The organism is Salibacter halophilus, assembly GCF_008806325.1.
GTDB lineage: Bacteria > Bacteroidota > Bacteroidia > Flavobacteriales_G > Salibacteraceae > Salibacter > Salibacter halophilus.
Map to the genome: position 1 here is coordinate 114,851 of NZ_WACR01000006.1, position 22,018 is coordinate 136,868.

The 22,018-nt window shown below is 39.2% G+C and carries 18 protein-coding genes; 12 read left to right on the plus strand and 6 right to left on the minus strand.

Annotation, left to right across the window (positions count from 1 at the left end; genetic code table 11):
• Positions 1 to 46: 46 nt before the first annotated feature.
• The 3 genes from F3059_RS08005 to F3059_RS08015 are packed head-to-tail and all read right to left on the minus strand — an operon-like array spanning position 47 to position 2,701.
• Positions 47 to 1,354, minus strand: coding sequence for a cryptochrome/photolyase family protein (locus F3059_RS08005; RefSeq protein ID WP_151168015.1), 1,308 nt, complete (start codon positions 1,352 to 1,354; stop codon positions 47 to 49).
• Between the two features lie 2 nt (positions 1,355 to 1,356).
• Complete coding sequence (locus F3059_RS08010; protein ID WP_151168017.1) at positions 1,357 to 2,010, minus strand: flavin reductase family protein; 654 nt, start codon at positions 2,008 to 2,010, stop codon at positions 1,357 to 1,359.
• A 1-nt stretch (position 2,011) separates the two neighbouring features.
• Positions 2,012 to 2,701, minus strand: a complete 690-nt coding sequence (locus tag F3059_RS08015) for an SDR family NAD(P)-dependent oxidoreductase (RefSeq protein WP_151168019.1) — start codon at positions 2,699 to 2,701, stop codon at positions 2,012 to 2,014.
• 249 nt (positions 2,702 to 2,950) lie between these two features.
• Here F3059_RS08015 and F3059_RS08020 point away from each other — a divergent pair, with 249 nt between their 5' ends.
• The 9 genes from F3059_RS08020 (at position 2,951) to F3059_RS08060 (ending at position 15,196) form a co-directional block, all read left to right on the plus strand.
• On the plus strand, positions 2,951 to 4,150 hold the full coding sequence (locus tag F3059_RS08020) for a glycosyltransferase (protein ID WP_151168021.1): 1,200 nt from the start codon (positions 2,951 to 2,953) through the stop codon (positions 4,148 to 4,150).
• A 166-nt stretch (positions 4,151 to 4,316) separates the two neighbouring features.
• Positions 4,317 to 6,380 carry a glycosyltransferase gene (locus tag F3059_RS08025; protein ID WP_170265128.1) on the plus strand — a complete coding sequence of 688 codons (2,064 nt, stop codon included), beginning with the start codon at positions 4,317 to 4,319 and terminating at the stop codon, positions 6,378 to 6,380.
• A 55-nt stretch (positions 6,381 to 6,435) separates the two neighbouring features.
• Complete coding sequence (locus F3059_RS08030; protein WP_151168025.1) at positions 6,436 to 7,113, plus strand: sulfotransferase family 2 domain-containing protein; 678 nt, start codon at positions 6,436 to 6,438, stop codon at positions 7,111 to 7,113.
• A 3-nt stretch (positions 7,114 to 7,116) separates the two neighbouring features.
• The gene (locus tag F3059_RS08035) at positions 7,117 to 9,099 is read left to right on the plus strand and encodes a glycosyltransferase (protein WP_151168026.1); all 1,983 of its coding nucleotides are present in this window, start codon (positions 7,117 to 7,119) and stop codon (positions 9,097 to 9,099) included.
• The gene (locus tag F3059_RS08040; protein ID WP_151168028.1) at positions 9,100 to 10,530 is read left to right on the plus strand and encodes an MBOAT family O-acyltransferase; all 1,431 of its coding nucleotides are present in this window, start codon (positions 9,100 to 9,102) and stop codon (positions 10,528 to 10,530) included.
• Between the two features lie 2 nt (positions 10,531 to 10,532).
• Positions 10,533 to 11,828 carry an alginate O-acetyltransferase AlgX-related protein gene (locus F3059_RS08045; protein ID WP_151168030.1) on the plus strand — a complete coding sequence of 432 codons (1,296 nt, stop codon included), beginning with the start codon at positions 10,533 to 10,535 and terminating at the stop codon, positions 11,826 to 11,828.
• A gap of 2 nt (positions 11,829 to 11,830) precedes the next feature.
• Complete coding sequence (locus F3059_RS08050; protein WP_151168032.1) at positions 11,831 to 13,249, plus strand: MBOAT family O-acyltransferase; 1,419 nt, start codon at positions 11,831 to 11,833, stop codon at positions 13,247 to 13,249.
• Positions 13,250 to 13,251: 2 nt separating this feature from the next.
• A complete protein-coding gene (locus F3059_RS08055; protein WP_151168034.1) occupies positions 13,252 to 14,454 on the plus strand; it encodes a hypothetical protein in 1,203 nt (400 codons plus the stop codon).
• Positions 14,441 to 15,196 carry a class I SAM-dependent methyltransferase gene (locus F3059_RS08060; protein WP_151168036.1) on the plus strand — a complete coding sequence of 252 codons (756 nt, stop codon included), beginning with the start codon at positions 14,441 to 14,443 and terminating at the stop codon, positions 15,194 to 15,196. Before F3059_RS08055 ends, F3059_RS08060 begins: the two co-directional genes overlap by 14 nt.
• A gap of 14 nt (positions 15,197 to 15,210) precedes the next feature.
• On the opposite strand, the gene F3059_RS08065 is transcribed toward F3059_RS08060, so the two are convergent.
• The gene (locus F3059_RS08065) at positions 15,211 to 16,335 is read right to left on the minus strand and encodes a Fic family protein (RefSeq protein ID WP_151168038.1); all 1,125 of its coding nucleotides are present in this window, start codon (positions 16,333 to 16,335) and stop codon (positions 15,211 to 15,213) included.
• Positions 16,336 to 16,440: 105 nt separating this feature from the next.
• Positions 16,441 to 17,427, minus strand: a complete 987-nt coding sequence (gene hemB / locus F3059_RS08070; RefSeq protein ID WP_151168039.1) for a porphobilinogen synthase — start codon at positions 17,425 to 17,427, stop codon at positions 16,441 to 16,443.
• Positions 17,428 to 17,495: 68 nt separating this feature from the next.
• Between hemB and lgt the strand changes: the two genes are divergently transcribed.
• The gene (gene lgt, locus F3059_RS08075; RefSeq protein ID WP_151168041.1) at positions 17,496 to 18,317 is read left to right on the plus strand and encodes a prolipoprotein diacylglyceryl transferase; all 822 of its coding nucleotides are present in this window, start codon (positions 17,496 to 17,498) and stop codon (positions 18,315 to 18,317) included.
• Positions 18,318 to 19,871 (plus strand): NAD(P)/FAD-dependent oxidoreductase, encoded by a 1,554-nt coding sequence (locus F3059_RS08080; protein ID WP_151168042.1) that lies wholly within the window; start codon positions 18,318 to 18,320, stop codon positions 19,869 to 19,871.
• On the opposite strand, the gene F3059_RS08085 is transcribed toward F3059_RS08080, so the two are convergent.
• A complete protein-coding gene (locus tag F3059_RS08085) occupies positions 19,868 to 20,314 on the minus strand; it encodes a peroxiredoxin (RefSeq protein WP_151168044.1) in 447 nt (148 codons plus the stop codon). The genes F3059_RS08080 and F3059_RS08085 overlap by 4 nt on opposite strands.
• 57 nt (positions 20,315 to 20,371) lie before the next feature.
• Between F3059_RS08085 and F3059_RS08090 the strand changes: the two genes are divergently transcribed.
• Positions 20,372 to 21,748: an aldehyde dehydrogenase gene (locus F3059_RS08090; protein WP_151168046.1), complete on the plus strand. Its 1,377-nt coding sequence runs from the start codon at positions 20,372 to 20,374 to the stop codon at positions 21,746 to 21,748.
• Positions 21,749 to 22,018: the final 270 nt, after the last annotated feature.

Sequence of the window (22,018 nt, forward strand, 5' to 3'; positions counted from 1 at the left end):
AACATCAAATTTAACACAGGGTTAATATTTCATGACGAAGCAGTAATCACTTTAAAGTGGACTTGTAGGTTTCTAAAGCCCGCTCACGAGCAAACTTATGTTCTACAATTCGTTTTTGCTGATAATCGAGCTCCTGGAATTCGGGAACCCATTTATTGATGTATTTGAGATCAGGATCAAACTTTTTGGTTTGCAGCTCTGGATTGAACACCCTGAAATACGGAGCGGCATCGCAACCGCTTCCTGCTGCCCATTGCCAGCCACCATTGTTTGAAGCCAGTTCGTAATCGATTAGTTTTTTAGCAAAATACTGCTCGCCCCAGGTCCAATGTACGAGAAGGTGTTTTGTTAAAAAGCTGGCTACGATCATGCGGACTCTGTTGTGCATAAAACCGGTTTCATTCAACTCGCGCATTCCCGCATCAACAATCGGATATCCGGTTTCTCCTTTACACCACTTTTCAAATTCTTCTTCGTTGTTTCGCCAGTTAATTTTATCGTATTCTGGACGGAAAGAAGTTGTTACAATTTGCGGATTAAAGTGAAGGATCATCTGATAAAAATCTCGCCAAATAAGCTCATTGAGCCAAGATCCACTCAATGCTTTTCCCTTTTTCGCCATTTTGCGAATGCTAACTGTTCCAAACCGGAGATGGACACTCAATCTCGATGTTCCTCGAACTGATGGAATATCTCTTTTATCACTGTAGTTTTTGAGCAATTCATCGTCAACTCTGCTCGATGGAATGTGGTCATCTTTCCGCTCGAAACCCATGTCTTTCAACGAGGGCATATCCAATGGATCTGACCGATAAAGTTTATCTAAATTTTTACTGGACCAGTAAGTATCGAATTCGTTACCTTTTAACGTATTGAACCACATCCTTTTATAAGGACTGAAAACCGAGTACCAACCACCATCTTTCTTGACAACCTCATCTTTTTCAAAAATCACATGATCTTTGAATGTCTTGAATTCAACATTTTTATCCTTACAAATTTGACCAATGTTTTCATCCCTATCTTTGGCATAGGGCTCGTAATCGCGGTTTGTGTAAACAGCTTCAACGTTATATTCAGAGAGGATTTCAGGGAAAATATCTTCAGGCGTACCGTATTTCACGATGATGGAACCGCCATTATTTTCGTAAGTTTCTTTGATTTCACTGAGCGCATCGTGGATAAAAGTGACGCGCCTGTCTGCTCTATCCTCCAGTTCATCGAGGATATTGCGATCAAAAATAAAGAGAGGAAGCACATTTTCTTTTTCGGTCAGAGCCCGGTACAAGCCATGATTATCGTCAGTCCGCAAATCTCTTCGATGCCAAAAGAGCGTGATTTTATCTTTACTCATAATCAAAAGAGGTCTTTAGGAAGGTGAGTCGTTTTTTCGTTGGGTTTAGCGTAGTTGAGTCTGCCCAATTTTTGCACACTGTAATAAGCATCTAAATCGCTGTTAGCAATGACATTTGCCTTTGTGAGATCGATAAAACCATCTTTTTTGATGAATTCATTCGAAATTCTTACCTCGTTTACAGCTCCTACAATTAAAATGGTATTGTTCGCTTTTATCACATGTTCTTCCTCAAACTCCAATCCAATTTGAATTAGAGATTCTTTGACGTAAGGAGCTTTGTTGTTTCCGTATTCAGCAGTTAAACCAACTTTATCAAACTCATTTTCATCGCCTTCATATTTAGCCGCTGTTTGATGCGCTTTTTCGTAAAATGATTCGCTTACATGATTAATCGAGAAGTGCTTTGTTTTTCTGATATTCTCGAGAGTATCGCGCCTCACAGTGTGTGGCCTGAACAAAACACCCATATATGGCGGATTTGAACCAACGTGAACGAGCTGACCAAAAATCGCCAGATTTTCAACTCCAGTTTCGCTTATGGATCCGACCAATGGAGCACTTTTAAAACCGATTAATCCATTGAAAAAATGAGCTCTGTACCGAGATGGAAATTCTTCAAAATCCTTCTTTGTAAAAGTTGATTGTTCAGTCATATTAAATTTTTACGCTTCCCATACCGCCATCAAGCCCAATTACCTGACCAGTAATCCAGGAAGACTTATCAGATAATAAAAATGCAGCCATATCGGCCAATTCATCAGGTGTTCCCACTCGCTTGAGCGGATGGCGTTCATTTGAAGATTCGCGCTTTTTATCGTTGTTGAGTAGTTTTTCAGCCATCGGAGTGTCAGTCAATGAAGGAGCAATGACATTAGCCCTGATCTTTGGAGCGTATTCTGCCGCAATAGTTTTCGCCAATCCTTCAACACCGCTCTTAGCAATAGCTACGCTCGCGTGAAACGGCATTCCCAGTTTTGAAGCTACTGTTGAGAAAAATACCAAACTTCCCTTTCCGGCTTTCAACTGATCGAGAACCTGCTGCGTCAATTTTATAGCTCCCAGCACATTGATTTCAAAATCATTTTGAAAATCATCAACTTTCAATCTGTGAAAAGGTTTTAGATTTATACTTCCCGGGCAATAGGCCATTCCGTGCAATTTATCAGGTAAACCACTTATTTCAAAATCTTTCGTGACATCAATTTCGAGGTGATACACATTTTCAATTCCGTCTAAATTGTCACTTGTCCTGGAAGCAACATATACTGTATGTCCTTCACCTGCTAGTTTTTTGGTCAGAGCCAATCCAATTCCCGAACTTCCTCCTACTACTAAGTAATTCATAATTCTATTGCTTTTCTACGACAACAAGTTACTAGAGAATTAGTTTTTCTTTTCGAAAAAAGTGGATTGAAAAAATAGTGCACTCTCACAATTTAATATTCTGTTATTTAACAGGTTAACATAATATTTGAGAAAGGTAAACATCATTATTTAAAATTCGTGATTATATTGTAATATTGGGGTTTGAAAACCTAATGATTGGAGCAAGATAATTGAAGTTGAGCTCAGTTGGCCAATCCTTCGCTTTTTATGCACAGCAAAACCTTTTCTTTAAGTTCGTTAGATACTGTTAAACAGGCTAATATAGATGATCTTGTCGAGTCAAATAAAATTGCTGTGATTCATGAATGGCTGAGCACAAAAGCCGGATCAGAACAAGTTACGAGAAGAATAATTGAGCTTCTCAAATACAAAGTTGAGGTTTTTGCTACTGTTGACTTCATGAGTAAGAAGGACAGGGAGTCAATTTTTGGGAACTTAATTCCAAAAACATCATTCATTCAAAAACTCCCAATTGCTCGTAGACATTTTCGCTATTACCTTCCAATTTTTCCATTTGCTGTGAGAAGTCATGACTTAAAAGATTATGATGTACTTATTTCGAGTTCACATGCTTTTGCACATGGAATTAAAAAGAGAAAAGGGCAAATACACATTTCTTATTGCCACACTCCAATGCGCTATATATGGGATATGAGAGACTTGTATCTCAAGGCTAACAACCTCGATAAAGGAATTTTGTCAGTAGGAAGTAACCTTTTATCAAACATATTCAGAGCCTGGGATTCCAGAGTGTCAAAAAACGTTGACTATTACATTTCAAACTCAAAATTCACAGCCAGCAGGATAAAGCGTTTTTATGGTAGAAAAGCTAAAGTGATTTATCCTCCTGTAAATGTTGATAGGTTCGAATTAGGTGAAAAACGAGAGGATTATTATTTCACAGCTTCAAGGCTTGTATGCTACAAAAAAGTGGATTTAATAGTTGAAGCTTTCAGTAAAATGCCAGAGAAGAAGCTGGTTATTGTAGGAGATGGCAGTGACAAGGAAAAAATTGAAAAGATGGCTACTCCCAATGTCAAAGTTTTATCTCACTTAAAATTCGATGATTTTCATCGTTATTTGAGAAGAGCCAGGGGATTCATCTTTGCAGGTAAAGAAGACTTTGGTATCACAATGGTTGAAGCTCAGGCTTGTGGAACACCACTTATTGCTTACGGAAAGGGAGGAGCTTCTGAAATCGTAAAGCCGAATAAAACAGGAGTTCTTTTCAAAGAACAAACCGTTGATTCACTAACAAAAGCTGTTATTGATTTTGAAGAAAACCATGAACACAAACTTTCTCATGTAGAAATTAAAGAGAACGCAAACAGGTTTAGTATTTCAAGATTCAATGAGGAGATGAGCTCCTTTATAAACCAATGTGTAAATGAGAAATCTGGTTCATAAACTCAGGCTTTTTGAAGTTAGTCTCCTGTTTTTTTGTTGTTTCCCACTTGTTATAGACCTCAAAATAAAAGCATTGATTGCTATCCTTTTTGGCCTACTTCAGGTATTTCTAATTTTTTTTCAACCCTACAAAAGCAAGTCAAAAGGCGTATTACTGCCATTTATTATGGTTTTACCGTTTCTCTATTTGCTCGTAACATTATTGTATTCAAGCAATGTAGATCAGGGAATCAAGTCTTATGAACGGTATTCCATAATTCTGATTATTCCCTGGGTTTTTTACGCTAACAGGTCATATTTTAATGGAGCTACACTTAAAAAAGTTTTCGCCTTTTTTGCTGTAGTAATATCAATACTAGTCGTTTATGCTGTTTCTACTATGATATTTGCAGGGACATTCCACGAAATGTTAAACTCAAAAGCAGGATATTATATAGTCAGAACCAAATTTGAATCGGTAACAGGGTTACACCCAACTTACTTTTCTATTTATGCCGGCATAGCGATAGTTGGACTCGTTCATTTCGTCATCAACACCACTAAAAGGAAATATCACTTTCCCGTTTTTGTGTTATTGTCCATTCTCACTGTAGGGTTACTGGTAGCATCTTCCAAGATGTTGATTTTTTCAACTGTATTGAGTGTCATCTTTGTTGTTAGAAAGTATCTCAAGCAGCGTAAGTATTTAATTATATCAGGATTTTCAATTTTGATCATTGCTGTTTTATTGATTTCGCTAAAACCTACCAGGCAAAGGTTGACTGAGTTTTATTCTGCAATCACGACTAAATCTGTTGATCACAACAACCCTGACGGAATGCGAAAGATAATTTACAGTTCTTCAGTAGACGCTGTAATAAACAACTTTTGGGTTGGATCGGGGCTTGGAGATGAGCAAAATGAACTCAACAAAATATATTCAATAAAGGGATATGACTTTGCTGTAGAAAAAGAATACAACACCCATAACCAATACCTTCACTTTACTTTAGTTGGAGGTATTATCGGTCTGTTTTTGTTTGTGCTTTTGCTTTTAACCCATTTGGTAATAGCTAAAATTTCAAATAATGATCTTTATAAAGCTGTGTTGATAATATTCACTTTGAGCTTTTGTACAGAAAACATACTGAATAGGCAGGACGGAATTTTTGTCTTTGCTTTTTTTACTGCTTTACTTCCATATGCATCCTGGAAGAGTATTGAAGGACAGGTTTTTGTTAACGGGAAATTCTTAAAACAAAAACTCACAGGCGTTCAAAGGTTTGCCGGTGAGATTATCAACCAGTTTGATAAGAATAAAATCCAACACAAAATCATAAGACCCAATCAAAAAAACGCTATTTGGTTAATTCTATGGGAACAGGTTCTCTTGCCTTTTTACCTCCTTGTTTGCGGAAGACCGGTGTTGGTCAATTTATGCAATATCGCTCCGGTAGTGTATCCGGCTAATATTGTCATAATCCACGACCTGGCATTTTTGGAAAACAAAAACTGGTATTCAAAACCATTTCAACTTTGGTACAACTATGCAATTCCGCGAGTTGCTTTAAAAGCTTTGAGAATAGGGTCGGTCAGTAATTTTACAAAGAATGAATTACTGGGTCATTTCGACATCCCCAGTTACAAGGTGAAGGTTCTGTACAACGGAATTCCAACGTTTAAGAGCAGTTTAGATATTGATGAGCCTATTGTAAAAGGAAATTACGCCCTGTCTGTTGGATCAATAAACAAAAGAAAGAACCAGGAAACATTGATAAGGGCTTTTCTAGAAAACAAAGACTTGCCTGTCAAACTGGTTTTAGCTGGAAGTATTGACGAAAAGCTTTTTGGAGATTCGGATCTGACCGAAAAAATAAATACAGCAGAAAACATTGAGTTTATCGAAAGTCCGGGAGATAGTGAGTTGATCAATCTCTATAAAAATGCAGATTTGACTTTTTATATCCCTTTTTACGAGGGATTTGGACTTCCTGTACTGGAATCTTTCTATTTTAAAAAACCAACGGTTGTGTCAAATATCGAAGTGTTCAACGAGTTATACAGCGATTTTGCAGTTTTTGCAGATCCAAATGATGTAACCGATATAGCTGATAAATGCAGAGAGACTTTTAATAATCGACACAGCATTATTGAAACAATGAACGATCAAGAGGGAAGTATTACAAATAGGTTTTCATATAAAAAGACTGCTTTAGAACTGTATAAATTAATAAAACCTCTTACCTTTTGAACAACTACAGTATAGAGTGAAAGCATACACCCATGAAGTTAATGGTTAAGTATTCATGAAAATTAAAAACAACATAGAGATTGTATCACTGCACATACCCAAGACTGCAGGAACCTCTTTTAGAACAATTTTAAAAGACAAAATTGGTGATAGCAGAGTGGTACGGTTAGATATCCACAATAAAAATGATATTCGCCTCAATGAAAAGGCTTTCACTAAAGACAAACTCAGGAATAAGATCAAAGTTGTTCACGGCCATTTCAAATTTGCTGATATCAAAGAACTATTTGATCTCGATCCATCTGTAAAATATGTAACCTGGTTGAGGGATCCTGTAGATAGAGTTTTGTCTCATTATTATTATCTTATGAAAATGGCTGCTATCAAAATGGGCGAACAGGCAAAAGATGAGATATTAAGTAAGGTTGGAAAATCACTTGAAGAATATGTTGTTCACGATCAGAACCGAAATGAAATCAGTCATTTTCTAGAAGGCTCGTCCTTTGACGACTTTGATTTCATTGGCATTCAAAAAGACTTTGAGAATGAATTGAACAGGTTTAGAAAAGTGATGGGTTGGTCTAATATTGAAAACCAGCGGCACAATGTCACGGGATCCAAAAAGCCTGCGATTGATAAGAAAACGGTAGAGCTTATTAAATCCTACAACGAAAAGGATGTTGAAATCTATGAAGAAGCTCTCAAGAGACATCAAAAAATCGTCAATTCCTGATTCATGGTTTGGTTAGGAGCTTATCCACAGTCGGGAAGGGAGTTGGTTGAAGACATCTTTACAGATTGCTTTGGCTTTAGCGTTAGACACTTCACTAAAAACACCGGTGAACGCCTAAAGTATGAAGACAACACATTGTACACTACCAATAATCTACCTGATGAAGTCCCGGCTCATGGGACTAAAAAAATATTTATAGTTAGAGATGGGAGATCTGCCAACACCGGACTTGTTTTAAACGCCTTATCCAACCTGGGCTCTAAAAAAACTTTCGATGACATCTTTTACGAATCTCTTGTGGCGTCAAACAGAAGCTACTTTGGCGGATGGAAAGAACACACAAAACAATGGTCAAAAGAGTCGGGAATTATACTCAGATATGAAGATTTAATAAAAGACTTTAAAAAAGAAATAGACCGGCTTGCTGAGTATTTAGAAGTTGAAATTAAAAAGTATCCAGAAACGCTAAACGATTATAGACATCCCAAAGAAACAGATTGGCAAAATCACCTTACGGAGTACAACCACGATCTTTTTTGGGCTTATAATCGAGAGTTTATGGAGAAGTTCGGTTATGAATACAACGGTGAGCTAAGGGATCAAATAACGGGCATCGATTACGATATATTACAAAAACTAGGAGTCAGCCAAAACACCAGTCATCATCAAAAAGCTATTCTTATAGAGTCGAACAAGCTATTGATGCATCAAAATGACGGAGTTAAAAGATATCTCATCGAGTTGTTAAAAGCGTTGTACCAAACTCAAAAAACAGAGAATTCACCCTGGAAAATCGACTTATTGATTACAGGAAAAGTCGTTTCGTTACGTGAATACGGTAAAACGGCTTTTGACTCTGAAAAGCGAAAGAACAATTTCAATAAGCTCTCGAAAATACTTTTCAAGCTGAATAACGGGTTAAGAGCTGTGGTTAGCGATAAAAAATACGACAGCATAAAAGGATTGTACAAAAAAGGAGTGGTCAAAATAGGGCTTAAACCATTCAAGAATATTGCGCGAGTTATTTATGTTATTGATAGAGCATTAAAAGGGAAAAAGACAGCAAAAGACAATTACACCTCTAATATTGTCAACCTCGATTTGAGCCATTACGATTTAATTCATGTGCCCCTACCACAACACTACGAACCATTTAAGAATACCTCATCAAACTTTTTGCTCACAGTTCATGATTTAACACATAAGAAACTAAAGAACTATCACACCAGGAGAAACATCCAACTTGCAGAAAAAGGATTTAATCACTTCATTGAAAAAGAAACGAAGTTTTTATCCATTTCTAACTCTACAAAAAAGGATCTGACTGACCAGTATGATATAGATCCACAAAGAGTACATACTGTATATGAAGCAGCTAATAACGATGCATTTAAACCTGAATTAAACTCAAACAAACTCGAGTTCATATCAGGGAAGTACAACATTCCCGATAAACCGTTTTTATTCACCTTGTCAACTCTAGAGCCACGTAAAAACTTAATCAACACGATTAAGGCATTTGAGTTGCTATTGAAAAACCATCCACAGCTTGATATAAATCTTGTTATTGGAGGCAGAAAGGGGTGGAAAGTGAAAGAGTTGAGTAATCTTAAAAACCTCAGCAATATCTATTTTACAGGCTTTATCGATGAAGGAGATTTGAGTTCAATTTACAGCCGGGCACTCGGTTTTTGCTACATCTCATTCTACGAAGGGTTCGGACTACCGCCATTAGAAGCCATGTCTTGTGGAGTTCCCGTTATTTTTGGAAATAACAGCTCAATGAAAGAGTTGTACACAGGGTATGGATTAGCTGCCGATCCGTCCAATGTTGAGGAGATTAGCGAAAAGATGTACGAACTGGTAGAAAATAACCAAAAAACCAATGAGCTGAAACTTAAGTCGCTAAAAAGGTCATTTGATTTTTCCTGGAGCAAAACAGCAATAGAAACGCTCAGTGTTTACGATAAACTAACAGTTGAATAAATGGTTTTTGCGAGTTCACTATTTCTGTTAGTATTCTTGCCGCTATTCCTTGTAGCCTATCATCTGGCTCCGGTAAGCAAGCGAAACCTTGTCGCATTGATTGCCAGCTTGATTTTTTATATGTGGGGAGCACCCATGTTTTTTTGGATTTTGATCACACTGCTTATTATCAATTTTTACGTGGTCAGATCCATTGACAGCAACACTAGCCATCATAAGTTCAGCAGAAAAACACTCCTCACTATTTCACTCATCATCAACCTGGGAACACTTGCTTATTTTAAATATGCTAACTTCTTCGTTGATAATGTAAACTATCTTTTGCAAAACATCGGTTTTAGCTCTGTAGGCTGGACTGAAGTTGCACTTCCAATCGGTATATCATTCTTTACATTTCAATCGATCACCTACTCACTTGATGTTTACTGGCGAAAAAATGAAGCACTAAAAAGCATATTTGATTATCTACTTTATATCTTGCTTTTCCCACAATTGATAGCCGGACCAATAATTCGGTTCAATACCATAGCAGGAGAAATTAAAGATAGATCCAGGAACTATACACTTGAAAACAAACTCAAAGGAGTGTATATCTTTATTATTGGATTATCGAAAAAGGTTTTTATTGCCAATGAGGTTGGAGGCTTTGTGGACCTGGTTTTTGAGAACAGTGGTGAGCTGTCTTTATTCTATAGCTGGCTCGGAATAGTAGCTTATGCAATTCAAATTTACTTTGATTTTTCAGGCTATTCAGATATGGCAATAGGATTGGGTAAAATCATGGGCTTTAACTTTCCTGAAAACTTCAAAAGCCCATATACATCAAAATCTATTTCTGAGTTTTGGAGAAGGTGGCACATCACACTGGGAGCTTTTATGCGTGATTATCTTTACATTCCGTTAGGTGGGAACAGAACCACTAAAACACGAAATTTAATTAATCTCGTGGTTGTGTTTTTACTTTCAGGATTATGGCATGGAGCCTCCTGGAATTTTGTCATTTGGGGAGCCTGGCACGGTGCTTTTTTGATGCTCGAGCGATTATTTTTGGGAAAACTTATCAAGAGGTCACCAGGCGTAGTTAACTTGATTTATTGCAACATATTAGTGCTCATCGGGTGGGTGTTTTTCAGAGCCGGGGATCTGACACAAGCTACAGCATATCTCAAAAATATGGCCGGTGTTAAAAACGGTATGGCTTCTATAGAACTACCGGATAACGGGTTTTTCTTTTTTCTTCTTGCAGGAATTATCTTCTCTTTAATCACATTGACGAGTGCTGGTAAAAAAGCAGAGAACTTTTTGTTTTTCTCAGATCACACAAAAAAAGAGCACATTGTACTGAGTTCAGCGAGTGTCGTTTTATTCGTTGTTTGTGTGAGTTATATATCCGCTTCAGGCTTTAATCCATTTATTTATTTTCGGTTCTGATTATGAAAAGGGTTGACCACAAAAAAGGATTATTAATTGCGCTTTTGATCGTGCTTGCTTTTCCCCTTATAACCGGGTTATTTTCAATTCAAATAGGGACAAAGCTACACCGCTCTAAAGAGGCACAGCCACCTGATGAGATTACAATGAGCTCTTGGTTCAACGGTAGTTGGCAAGACCAGGTTGTGAGTTATGTTAATGATCACATTGGTTGTTTTCCACTTTTTGTCAAAATTCACAACCAACTTGAGTATTTCTTTTTTGGCAACATCCACACTCGCGATATCATTAAAGGGAAAGAGAACTATTTATTTGAAAACACCTATGTAAATGCACTTTACGGAAAAGACGAAATAGATGACTCAATAGTCGTCAATAATACGAGAAAGCTGAGGCAGCTTCAGGATACTTTAAATTCGCTTGGAAAACCACTGATCTTTTGCATGGCGGCTAATAAGGCCGTTTATTTCAGCGAGTTGCTACCAAAAGTTACTTCTGCTAATACGAACTACTCAAAATACCTGAGGGAGTTTGAGCGTCAAAATGTCAATCACATCGACTGCAATGGCTGGTTTTTAGACATGAAAGATTCACTTGACCACGCTTTATTTCCTCAGTTTGGAATACACTGGAGTCATTTTGCGGGTATTTTGGTGGCCGATACAGTCTCGAATAAATATGAAGAGTTAGCAGGCTGGAACCTGCCTGAGCTTGAAATATCTGAGAAGTCATACAGCACAAAACCAAAGTTTGATGATAATGATATTGCCACATCAATGAATCTGTTCACAACACCAGATCCCCGGCCTTTAATCTATCCCAGGTATTCATGGTTGAGCGATAACTCTGATAAAAAGGACAAAAAGCTTCTTATGATAGGAGATAGCTTTATGTGGGAACTATTCAAGCGTTCAGGAATTGGATCTAACTGTTTTAAAGAACAGGAATTTTGGTATTACAACCAAACGATACATAAAACACACCAGGTGGATAGTTTACCGATGTTGACAAGGCATATTAATACTATTGAAAAGATAGAAGAATTTGATGCGGTATTAATTGTTTCTAACGGTCCAAACCTGCCTCAGTTTACCTGGGACTTTGTAAAGAACACACTCAATTTGCTCAACAATTCCTCTTATGCTCCGGAAGAACGAAACAATGCATATTTGAAAAGCCAGTGTTATGGAAACGGAAAGTGGAGAGCAGTAATTGAAAATCAAGCCAATAAAAGAAATATCCCCATTGATTCAATGGTTTCTGTTTATTTGCACGACAAGCACTACAAACGACTCTAAAAATGCGTTTTAACTCTTTAGAATTCGTCATATTTTTTGCTGTTGTTTTCTTTGTTCTGTGGCGGTTTAACAAACGCCTAAGGACAAACAACATAATTTTGCTTGTTGCCAGCTATGCTTTCTATGGCTGGTGGGATTATCGTTTTCTTTTTTTAATCCTTGCCAGTTCGGTAGTAGATTATGTTGTAGGCTACAAAATTCCAGAAAGCAAAAACAAGAAAGCCTGGTTGTCAGTGAGTCTCATCGTTAACCTGGGGCTGCTGATGTTTTTCAAATATTACAACTTCTTTGTCGAGTCAGCTAATGATTTAATGGAATCGCTGGGTTATGAAGGATCTAACAACGCGTTAAATATTATTTTACCTGTTGGGATTAGTTTTTACACCTTCCAAACACTTAGCTATTCTCTCGATGTTTACAAAGGCAAGATCAAACCTCAAAAAGACCTCTTGGCATTTTTGAATTATGTTAGCTTTTTCCCCCAACTAATAGCAGGTCCAATCGAAAGAGCCTCAACATTTTTACCTCAATTCTTAAAGAAAAGAGAGTTCAATTATGATAATGCAATTATAGGTTCAAGACTATTGCTGTATGGGTTTTTCAAGAAAATGGTAATAGCCGATAATATTGGCCTTGTAGTGGATGGTGTATATGCCAACATTCAGAACCACTCATCAGCTGAATTATTGGTGGCAGCTTTGCTGTTTTTTGTACAACTGTATTGTGATTTCTCAGCATATACTGACATTGCTCGAGGTGCAGCAAAGCTTTTGGGTTTTGAGCTGATGAAAAACTTTAAAACACCACTTTTTTCAAAAAGCATCCCTGAGTTTTGGACAAGGTGGCACATATCCTTAACAACCTGGTTTAGAGATTACTTTTTTATATGGTTAGCCGGTCTTAACAAAAAAAGCACCCTATGGAGAATTTTAGCAACTATCATATTGTTTTTCGTCATAGGCCTTTGGCATGGAGCTAACTACACTTTTGCAATATTCGGTTTACTTAATGGCATCTTTTATATACCGCGAATTTTAGCTCGTAAAAACAGGGTTCTTCGTAACGGCCTCAAAACATTGAACACCAATCCTGTTTTGAGCAAGTTTGCAATAGTGTTTACTTACTTATTATTATCAATTACTGGAATACTGTTCAGATCCCCAGATATTCAAACCGCAGGAATGTACTATTCCTCAATGCTATCATTTGATACCATGTCACTGTCAGAGCCCGTTATAAATATGATTTACGTTTCTGTCGGGATATTGGCTTACGAATGGATCATGAAAGAAAAGAGCCATCCATTTGAAATTAGTAACTTCAACCCAATACTGAGAAGGTCAATTTATGTTGTACTCATAGTCTTGATATTAGTGGTTGGATACTTTGGTAAAGAACCGTTTTATTATTTTCAATTCTAAACATGAGAAAATACCTGGTTAAAATATTGCCCTATTTACTGCTTTCATTGATTTATGTGGGAGTTGGAGAGTTCTTCCTGATACGTTTTCAGGAAGTTACTCCGCTTGACACCGTTGTTGAAAAGCAAGGAGAAGAAGGTGAGGAGGAGTATTTTGGGCGAAGACTCATTTCCAACTCACTCAATCATTACAAACTCAAAATGTTTGAGAAAAAACAACCAAAAGTATTAGTAGCAGGCCAATCAATTACTCTTCAGTTTAGAGACTTCATGTTTTCGCCTTACGAGAATGATTTTTACAACAGCGGTTTAATGCTCAGGAACCTCTCTGATCTCGAGTACCTAACCAGTAAGTTTGAAAGTGGAAAGTACAGGTCACCTGATATTATGCTATTAGGGATGGATTATTCTTTTGTCCTTAAAGTAAACCCACTAGATTTAATGGAAGGCCTTAAAAACCCACCAGAAGATCAGGCTTATGACTCTAAGGCTCACTTTAAAGCTATGCAGAGTATTTTTAAATACGGCAAAACACGTAAAATCCCTGATGTGGACGTGGGCTACGGGAGAGCCGGAATGATAGGAAGAGGCTACCGAACTGGTGGAAGCTACCGCTACAAGCCAGAAGTGGAAAAATTTGTTGAAACCGGCCACCATCACGATGAAGGACATTTGGTCGAAAGACTGGCAAACAGACAGAGGCCATTTATCGAGCCAATTGAATACGATTCAGCAAAAGCTAAAAGGGTCTTTTCGGTTCTGAAACGAATTGACGAGCTCGATATCAAGCTTATTCTGTACTTCCCTCCTTATTCTGACCACTTCTTTAAAGCTGCACAAAAAGATGATCATTTCATGAGTTTTTGGAAAGACTACATGGCTTTCCAGGATCGTGTATCGTCACTTGGCTATAATGTTATTCCATTCACTACACCAAAAGAGATTGGTCTTAACGATAAGTTTATGATAGACTCAGAGCATACGGGAGAAGTGATGTGTGCTTTGCAGCTGTATGAGTTTTTTCAGTCAAATAAGGAATCATTCCCTGAGATCAACACCAAAAGAATCAAACAGGAAATACAAACAGACTACACTACTCCTATTTCATTTTTGAGAGACTCGATTAGTCGACCATTAAGAGGACAGGTCAATAGAGACTTGATGGCTCCGGCTCTGACCAAAATAGAAGAATATGCCCACGATTAATACGGATAAAGCATGGAATAAATACGGAAAAGATAATCCGTATTTTGGCGTTTTAACACATGATGAATACCTCAACGAAAACCTCAATGAGGAAAGCATTGAGAAGTTTTTCAAGACGGGATCTCAATACGTTGAAGAAACGCTTAACGATATACATCAAAAACTCAAGCCCGGGTTCAAACCCAAAACAGTCCTGGATTTTGGTTGTGGTACCGGCCGACTCGCAATTCCGTTTGCTAAAATAGCTGATGAGGTTGTGGGACTGGATGTCTCTAAAGATATGTTGAGCGAAGCTGAGAAAAATACCGCTCGATATGATGTAAAAAATTTATCGCTCCATTTATCTGATGATTCACTTTCAGCTATCAAGGGGAAAAAGTTCGACCTTATCAACTCCTACATTGTTTTGCAGCATATCAATGTCAACAGAGGGATGGCCTTTATCGATCAACTCACCAACCAGCTGAATGAAGGAGGAGCAGGCGTGTTGCATGTAACACACGGAACCCTCAAAAACAAAGTCAAACAAACGAGCGATTTTTTGCGCTATCGTGTTCCTTTTTTAAATGGATTCATCAATATCATGAAGGGGAACAGCTTTTCAAAGCCTCTAATGCAAATGAACATTTACGATATCAATAAAATCATTCAGCTTTTACAGGATAAAGGAGTGAAAAACCTATTCATGAAACTCGAGCAACACGGAGACTATACCAGCACAAAAATTTATTTTGTGATTTAGTGCAACAAATAGGTCTATTTTTGAAATAGATCGATGTAATCTTTAAAAATATATACTTTTCCTCTTTGTGAACTGGTCATCTCCTGAATCACATTCGCTTTTTCCAGGTCTTTAATTAGTTGATAGGCAGAAACCTTAGATTTATCTATTATGTTTTTTACACTTTCAGCATCTATAATTGGATTGCTGTACAATGCCTCTACTACCTTTTTTCCATCTCCTGAGCGCCCTTTCAATGTGCTTAACCTTTCATCTATAGATTTTTGGAGCTGTAAAATTCCATCAAATGAAGAAACTCCTTTTCTTGCTGTTTCTATGACACCTGTCAAAAAGAATTTAAACCACTGATTGATGTCATTTTTTGTTCTCACCCTCATTAAGTTGTCATAGTAAAGCTCCCTGTGATTCTCGAAAAAATCAGAAAGATAGAGGATGGGCTGTTTCAGGATTTCCTGACTTACCAGGTATAGCGTTATCAATAACCTTCCAATTCTTCCGTTTCCATCTAAAAAAGGGTGAATTGTTTCAAATTGATAGTGAATTAGTGCTATTTTCAATAAATCAGGCATGGGGTTTTGAAGATCGTTAGCAAATTTTTCCAAATCATTCATCAGGCCTGGAATCTCTTCATGTGGTGGCGGGATGAATAATGCATCATTGAGTGTGGCGCCACCTATCCAGTTTTGACTTCGCCTGTATTCGCCCGGTAACTTTTGCTGACCTCTCACTCCTTGTAACAATACTTTGTGCGTGAGTTTTATTAATCTACTTGAAAACGGAAGGGTGTGAAGCTGTCTTATAGCCTCATCCATTGCTGAGATATAATTTTGAACCTCTTCCCAGTCGTTTCGCTTTTCTTCTGCTATATCGCCTCGTTTGAGAAATGCTTCTTCTATATTGGTTTGAGTTCCTTCGATTTTTGTAGACTGGGTTGCCTCTTTTGTAATATGCATCCTGATGTATAAATCAATATTGATGTATTCAGAATACATATCCAGCCTGCCCAGTAATCTATCTGCCTTACTGAGCAGCTCAAGCACTTCCATGTCATCAATTTTCCAGCTCTGATTTATTCCGTTTGGAATAAAAGCGCTGTAATAACCCTGACTGATAACTTTTCCGGCACTAAAGTTTTTCATGTTAACTTTAACTAGCTCCTTTCTTAATTAAGAAAAACACATTTTTACTTAACTAATTTTTTGCTAAGTTAAGAAAAACACCAAAAAACTTAACTAAGCGGAACCTTATTTAACCATTTCGCAATAATCTTTAGCTAAGTAAGAAATGATCACATCAGCTCCGGCACGTTTGATGCTCAAGAGCATCTCGGGCATTGCGGTGTTGTAATCGAGCCAGCCTTTTTCACAGGCGGCTTTCAACATGGCAATTTCACCACTCACATTGTAAGCTGCGATTGGTATGTCATAGTTTGATTTTAGCATGTGAATGATGTCCAGATAAAAAGTGGCTGGTTTTACCATCATGAAGTCCGCTCCTTCCATGTAGTCTAGATCTGCTTCGAGGAGTGCCTCCCGCTTGTTAGCCGGGTCCATCTGATACGTCTTTTTGTCTTTTGGAATATCTTTTGAACTCTCTTTTGGAGCAGAGTCTAACGCATCGCGAAACGGACCGTAAAAGGCGCTTGCATACTTTGCCGTGTATGACATGATGGACACATCTTCAAATCCTTCTTCATCTAATGCATTGCGAATAGCTTCAATCCGGCCGTCCATCATATCGCTTGGACCAATTATATCGGCTCCGGCTCTTGCCTGTTCAACAGCCATCTTGGCTAAAACGACATTCGTTTCATCATTGACGATTTTTCCGTCTTTCACGATTCCGTCATGACCGTCAGAGCTGTATGGATCGAGCGCTACATCGGTGATGATATTGATTTCAGGGAAGTGCTTTTTTAGGGTTCTGAAAGCGTTGAGATAAAAATTATCAGGATTGTAACTGTAGCTTCCTATTTCGTCTTTGAGTTCTTCTTCAACTTTTGGGAAAAACATAAAATTGCGCAATCCCAGCTTCATGCATTCTTCCACCTCTTTCACCAGCAAATCAACACTCCAGCGGTAATTACCTTGTAAAGATGAAATTTCTTGCTTTTGGTTTTCTCCATCTACAATAAACATTGGGTAAACAAGGTTATCGGCTGTGAGGCGTGTTTCGCGCATCATCGCTCTTACCGCTTCGTTCTTTCTGTTTCTTCTGGGTCTGCGTGTCATCGTCATAAAGCTCAAACTCTTTTTGATAAACTATCTTTGTTCGTTCAAAATTATATCAATTAACGGGTATGCAGCACCTCGCTTACATAATTTGGGATTTTGATCCCCGTTTGTTTCCCTCACTATTCGAGTCAATAGGCATAGAGCCACGCTGGTATGGTGTGCTTTTCGCAACGGGATTTTTACTGGGTTTCAACCTCATGAAAAAAATGTTGAAGCACGAAAATTATCCTGAAGAATGGATGGATTCTCTGCTTATCTATGTCATGGTCGGAACCATAATAGGTGCACGCCTGGGGCACGTCTTCTTTTACGACTGGGCGTATTACTCGCAGAATCCCGGTGAAATTCTCATGACATGGAAAGGCGGACTCGCAAGTCACGGAGCAGTTGTGGGAAATATCACGGCAATTTGGTTGTGGTCAAAATTCAAAGCGAAAATGCCTGTTTTATGGTCACTCGATAGAGTTGTGATTACCATAGCTTTGGCAGGATCGCTCATCAGATTAGGTAACTTTCTCAATTCTGAGATTATTGGTGAACCGGCCGATGTACCATGGGCTGTTATTTTTACCCGCATTGATATGGTTCCGCGCCACCCGACTCAAATCTACGAATCCATCGGGTATTTGCTGATTTTCCTTTTTCTTCATCAATCGTATTGGAAAAAGAAAAAAGGCCAGTTTAAGGGCTGGATTTTCGGTTGGTTCCTTATGTTGATTTTCGGTTTCCGTTTTGCAATCGAGTTTTTCAAGGAAAATCAAGTAGCTTTTGAAGACGGAATGAGCCTGAATATGGGCCAATGGCTCAGTATTCCGCTCGTATTTATCGGGGCGTACTTTGTTTGGAAGAGCTCTGACCGAAAAATTGAACCTAAAGAGGCCGAATAAGTGCACAGGACGGTTGACATACTCGTTTCACCTCAAGAGGCGAGCAGCGATGAGCTGATCAAAAAAGTGCTCGAGAAAAAGTTGAGCACAAAGGATTTTAAATGGAAGTTGCTCAAGCGCTCGATTGACGCTCGCGGAGAAAATCCAAAATTCAGGTTGCGGTGTGAGATCACAGATGAAGGGCAGTTTCAAAAGCAATTCCAAACACAGTTTGAATACCAGGATGTTTCACGGTCAGAGCCTGTCGTGGTAATCGGTTCAGGTCCGGCCGGGTTGTTTGCATCGCTGAGGTTGATCGAATTGGGCTACAAACCAATTGTACTGGAGCGCGGGAAAGATGTGAAACTGCGCAGGAAAGACCTGAGCAAGCTACACACTCAGCACATCGTAAACCCCGATTCAAACTACTGTTTTGGCGAAGGTGGTGCCGGAACTTATTCTGACGGAAAACTCTATACCCGCTCTAAAAAACGCGGAGACCTCGAGCGCATCATGGGAATTCTCGTTCACCATGGTGCTAAGGAAGATATTTTGGTTGATGCTCATCCACACATCGGGACGAATAAATTGCCCAAGATTGTGGCAAAGATGCGGCAGAGTATTCTGGATGCCGGGGGAGAAGTACATTTCAACACGAAAGTTACAGACTTCATTATCGATAATCAGTCGATGAAAGGTGTTGTGACAGAGGCCGGAGATAAAATAGAGGGAAAAGCTGTGATTTTAGCGACCGGACACTCGGCTCGTGATATTTTTGAATTGCTGGTAAAACGCGATATTTTCGTTGAACCAAAACCTTTTGCATTGGGCGTTCGCGTTGAACACCCGCAAAGACTGATCGATGACATCCAATACAGCTGCGGATCTGACCGTGGAAGGTATTTACCGGCTGCTCCTTACAGTATTGTGCACCAGGTTCGTGATAAAGGTGTTTACTCTTTTTGTATGTGTCCCGGTGGGCAAATTGTTCCATCGGCAACAGCTCCCGGAGAGGTTGTTGTGAACGGGATGTCTACATCTACTCGCAGTTCTCGCTACGCCAATTCGGGAATTGTTGTGAGTGTGGAATGGAAAGACATAAAAGGCTTTCACTCTGCCGGACCGCTCGCTTATTTGCGTTTCCAGCAGCATCTGGAAAAAAAGGCATGTGAATGGGGAGGAGGAGATCAAACAGCACCGGCTCAGCGATTACAGGATTTTGTGAACAACACACTTTCCGATTCACTAAATGACTGTTCGTATATCCCGGGAATTCAATCTGCACCCTTGCATGAGAGCATTCCAAAATTTGTGCGCGCCAGGTTACAGGACGGATTCAGAGCCTTTGGAAAAAAAATGAAGGGCTACCTGACGAATGAGGCACAAATACTAGCTGTTGAAAGCCGTACGAGCTCACCGGTTCGTATTCCGCGCAAAGACGATACCTGTGAGCACCCTCAAATAAGCGGGCTTTTCCCCAGCGGTGAAGGAGCGGGATATGCCGGAGGAATTGTATCTGCTGCGATGGATGGTGAGCGTGTTGCTGAAGGGATTGAAAAAGTATTAACTAGTTAAATCTCTTCCAGCACCTTCATCGCTTCATCTACGTGACTTTCGGGTTTCATTTGAGAGTTATAGATCTTCTTCAAAATGCCCTCCTCATCAAAAATGTATGTGACGCGGCCGGGGATAAAGCCCAGGAGATTTGTGGGAACCTCAAATAGTTTGCGGACTTCCTTCTCCTCATCGCTCAAAAGCGTAAACGGCAAATCGTATCGTTTGGCAAACTTCTCGTGAGATTCGGGAGAATCTGAGCTGATGCCCACAACATTGGCATCTGCGTTTTTAAAATCTTCAAATGCATCGCGAAAACTGCATGCCTGGGCAGTACAGCCTTTTGTTTCATCTTTCGGGTAGAAGTAAATGACAGATTTTTTACCCAGCAAACTCTTGCTGTTGAACTCGTTTCGGTTCTGATCGAGAAGTGAAAATTCCGGTAGTTTATCGCCTTCTTTCATGGGGTTTATTTTGATAGTTTGCGTATTTTAGAAACAGAAACCAACACCCCTTGTTCAATGAGTGTGATAGAATCTGTCGTTAAAGATCAAAAAAATTATTTCTACAGCGGTGTTACCCGATCGGCAAAATTCCGGAAACAACAATTGAGAACGCTAAAGCGCGCTATTCAGAACCATGAGCAGCAACTTCACGAGGCCATGAAAGCTGATTTTCAAAAGCCAGAGTTTGAGAGTTTCGTCTCTGAAACAGGCTATCTGCTGCGCGATATCGATCACACACTCAACCATCTCGATGACTGGATGAAGCCCGAGAAAAAATCATCTTCTCTTTTGAGCGCTCCATCAAAAAGCTATGTCATGCGAGAACCTTATGGTGTTTCGTTGATCATCGCTCCGTGGAATTACCCGGTTCAGTTGGGCCTGGCTCCGGCTATTGGTGCTATTGCTGCCGGAAACACGATTGTTTTGAAACCGTCTGAAATGACACCCAACACTTCACGGGCGCTGGAAAAAATGATCGATGAGTTTTTCGACAGGCAGTTTTTCACCGTTGTGCAGGGAGCAGTTGACGAAACGAACGAACTTCTCGCTCAACCGATTGACAAAATCTTTTTCACCGGTAGTCCGGCAGTTGGGAAAATCATCATGAAGGCTGCGGCTGAGAACCTGACACCGCTGACACTCGAGCTCGGAGGTAAATCTCCCGCGATAGTTGATGAAACGGCTTCAATCAAAACTGCTGCAAAACGCATAGCCAGCGGTAAATTTTTCAATGCCGGGCAAACCTGCGTGGCACCGGATTATATCCTTGTGCACGATTCGGTTTCCCGAAAACTGATTGAGGAACTTGAAAAAGCGATTCACTCATTTTTCGGTCAGAGCCCAAAGGACAGCCCTGATCTAGCCCGCATCGTCAACGAAAAACACTTTGACAGACTCAAAGCGGGTCTGGATGGTGTAAAGGTTTTGATCGGTGGTGGATCTGACCGGGATGAAAGATACATCGAGCCAACGGTTGTCACAGATGTGCCGGAAGATCACATGTTGTGGAACGATGAAATTTTTGGTCCGATCCTTCCCATTTTCACTTATTCATCGATTAAAGAAGTAGTAGAAATTATTCGCAGCAAACCCAAGCCACTGGCATATTACCATTTCACGCGAGACAGTAAATTGAAAAAAGAATTGCTGGAAAAGCTTTCATTTGGTGGAGGCACGATCAACGATACGCTGGAACACCTTATTCAGCCCGATTTGCCATTTGGCGGAGTTGGGTTCAGCGGAATGGGAAATTACCACGGAGAAGACAGCTTTTTGGCCTTTTCTCACCGGAAAAGCATTTTGGAAAAGTCTGACAAGGTAGATGTTCCATTAAAGTATCCGCCTTACAAAGGAAAACTGAAGTGGTTGAAGCGATTGTTTAAATGGATATAAAAAAAGCCCCTGCGAGCATTCGCTGCTGGCAGGAGCTCCGAAATCCTTGTATTTGAATTCAGTTAAAAAACTAAACCCAAATTATATGATCGTTATCAGGTAACGAAAAAGCATACAAGGCTTTCGCGTTGTAGCTTAGAACGCCAATAAATTAGCGTTCAACATATTTAAATTACCTGATTTAGACGATTTCTTGACTGATGACATTACACCGCCTCCTTTCTTATTAGTGCGACTTCACTCAACAATTTTCGTCAAGTACCTTATGAC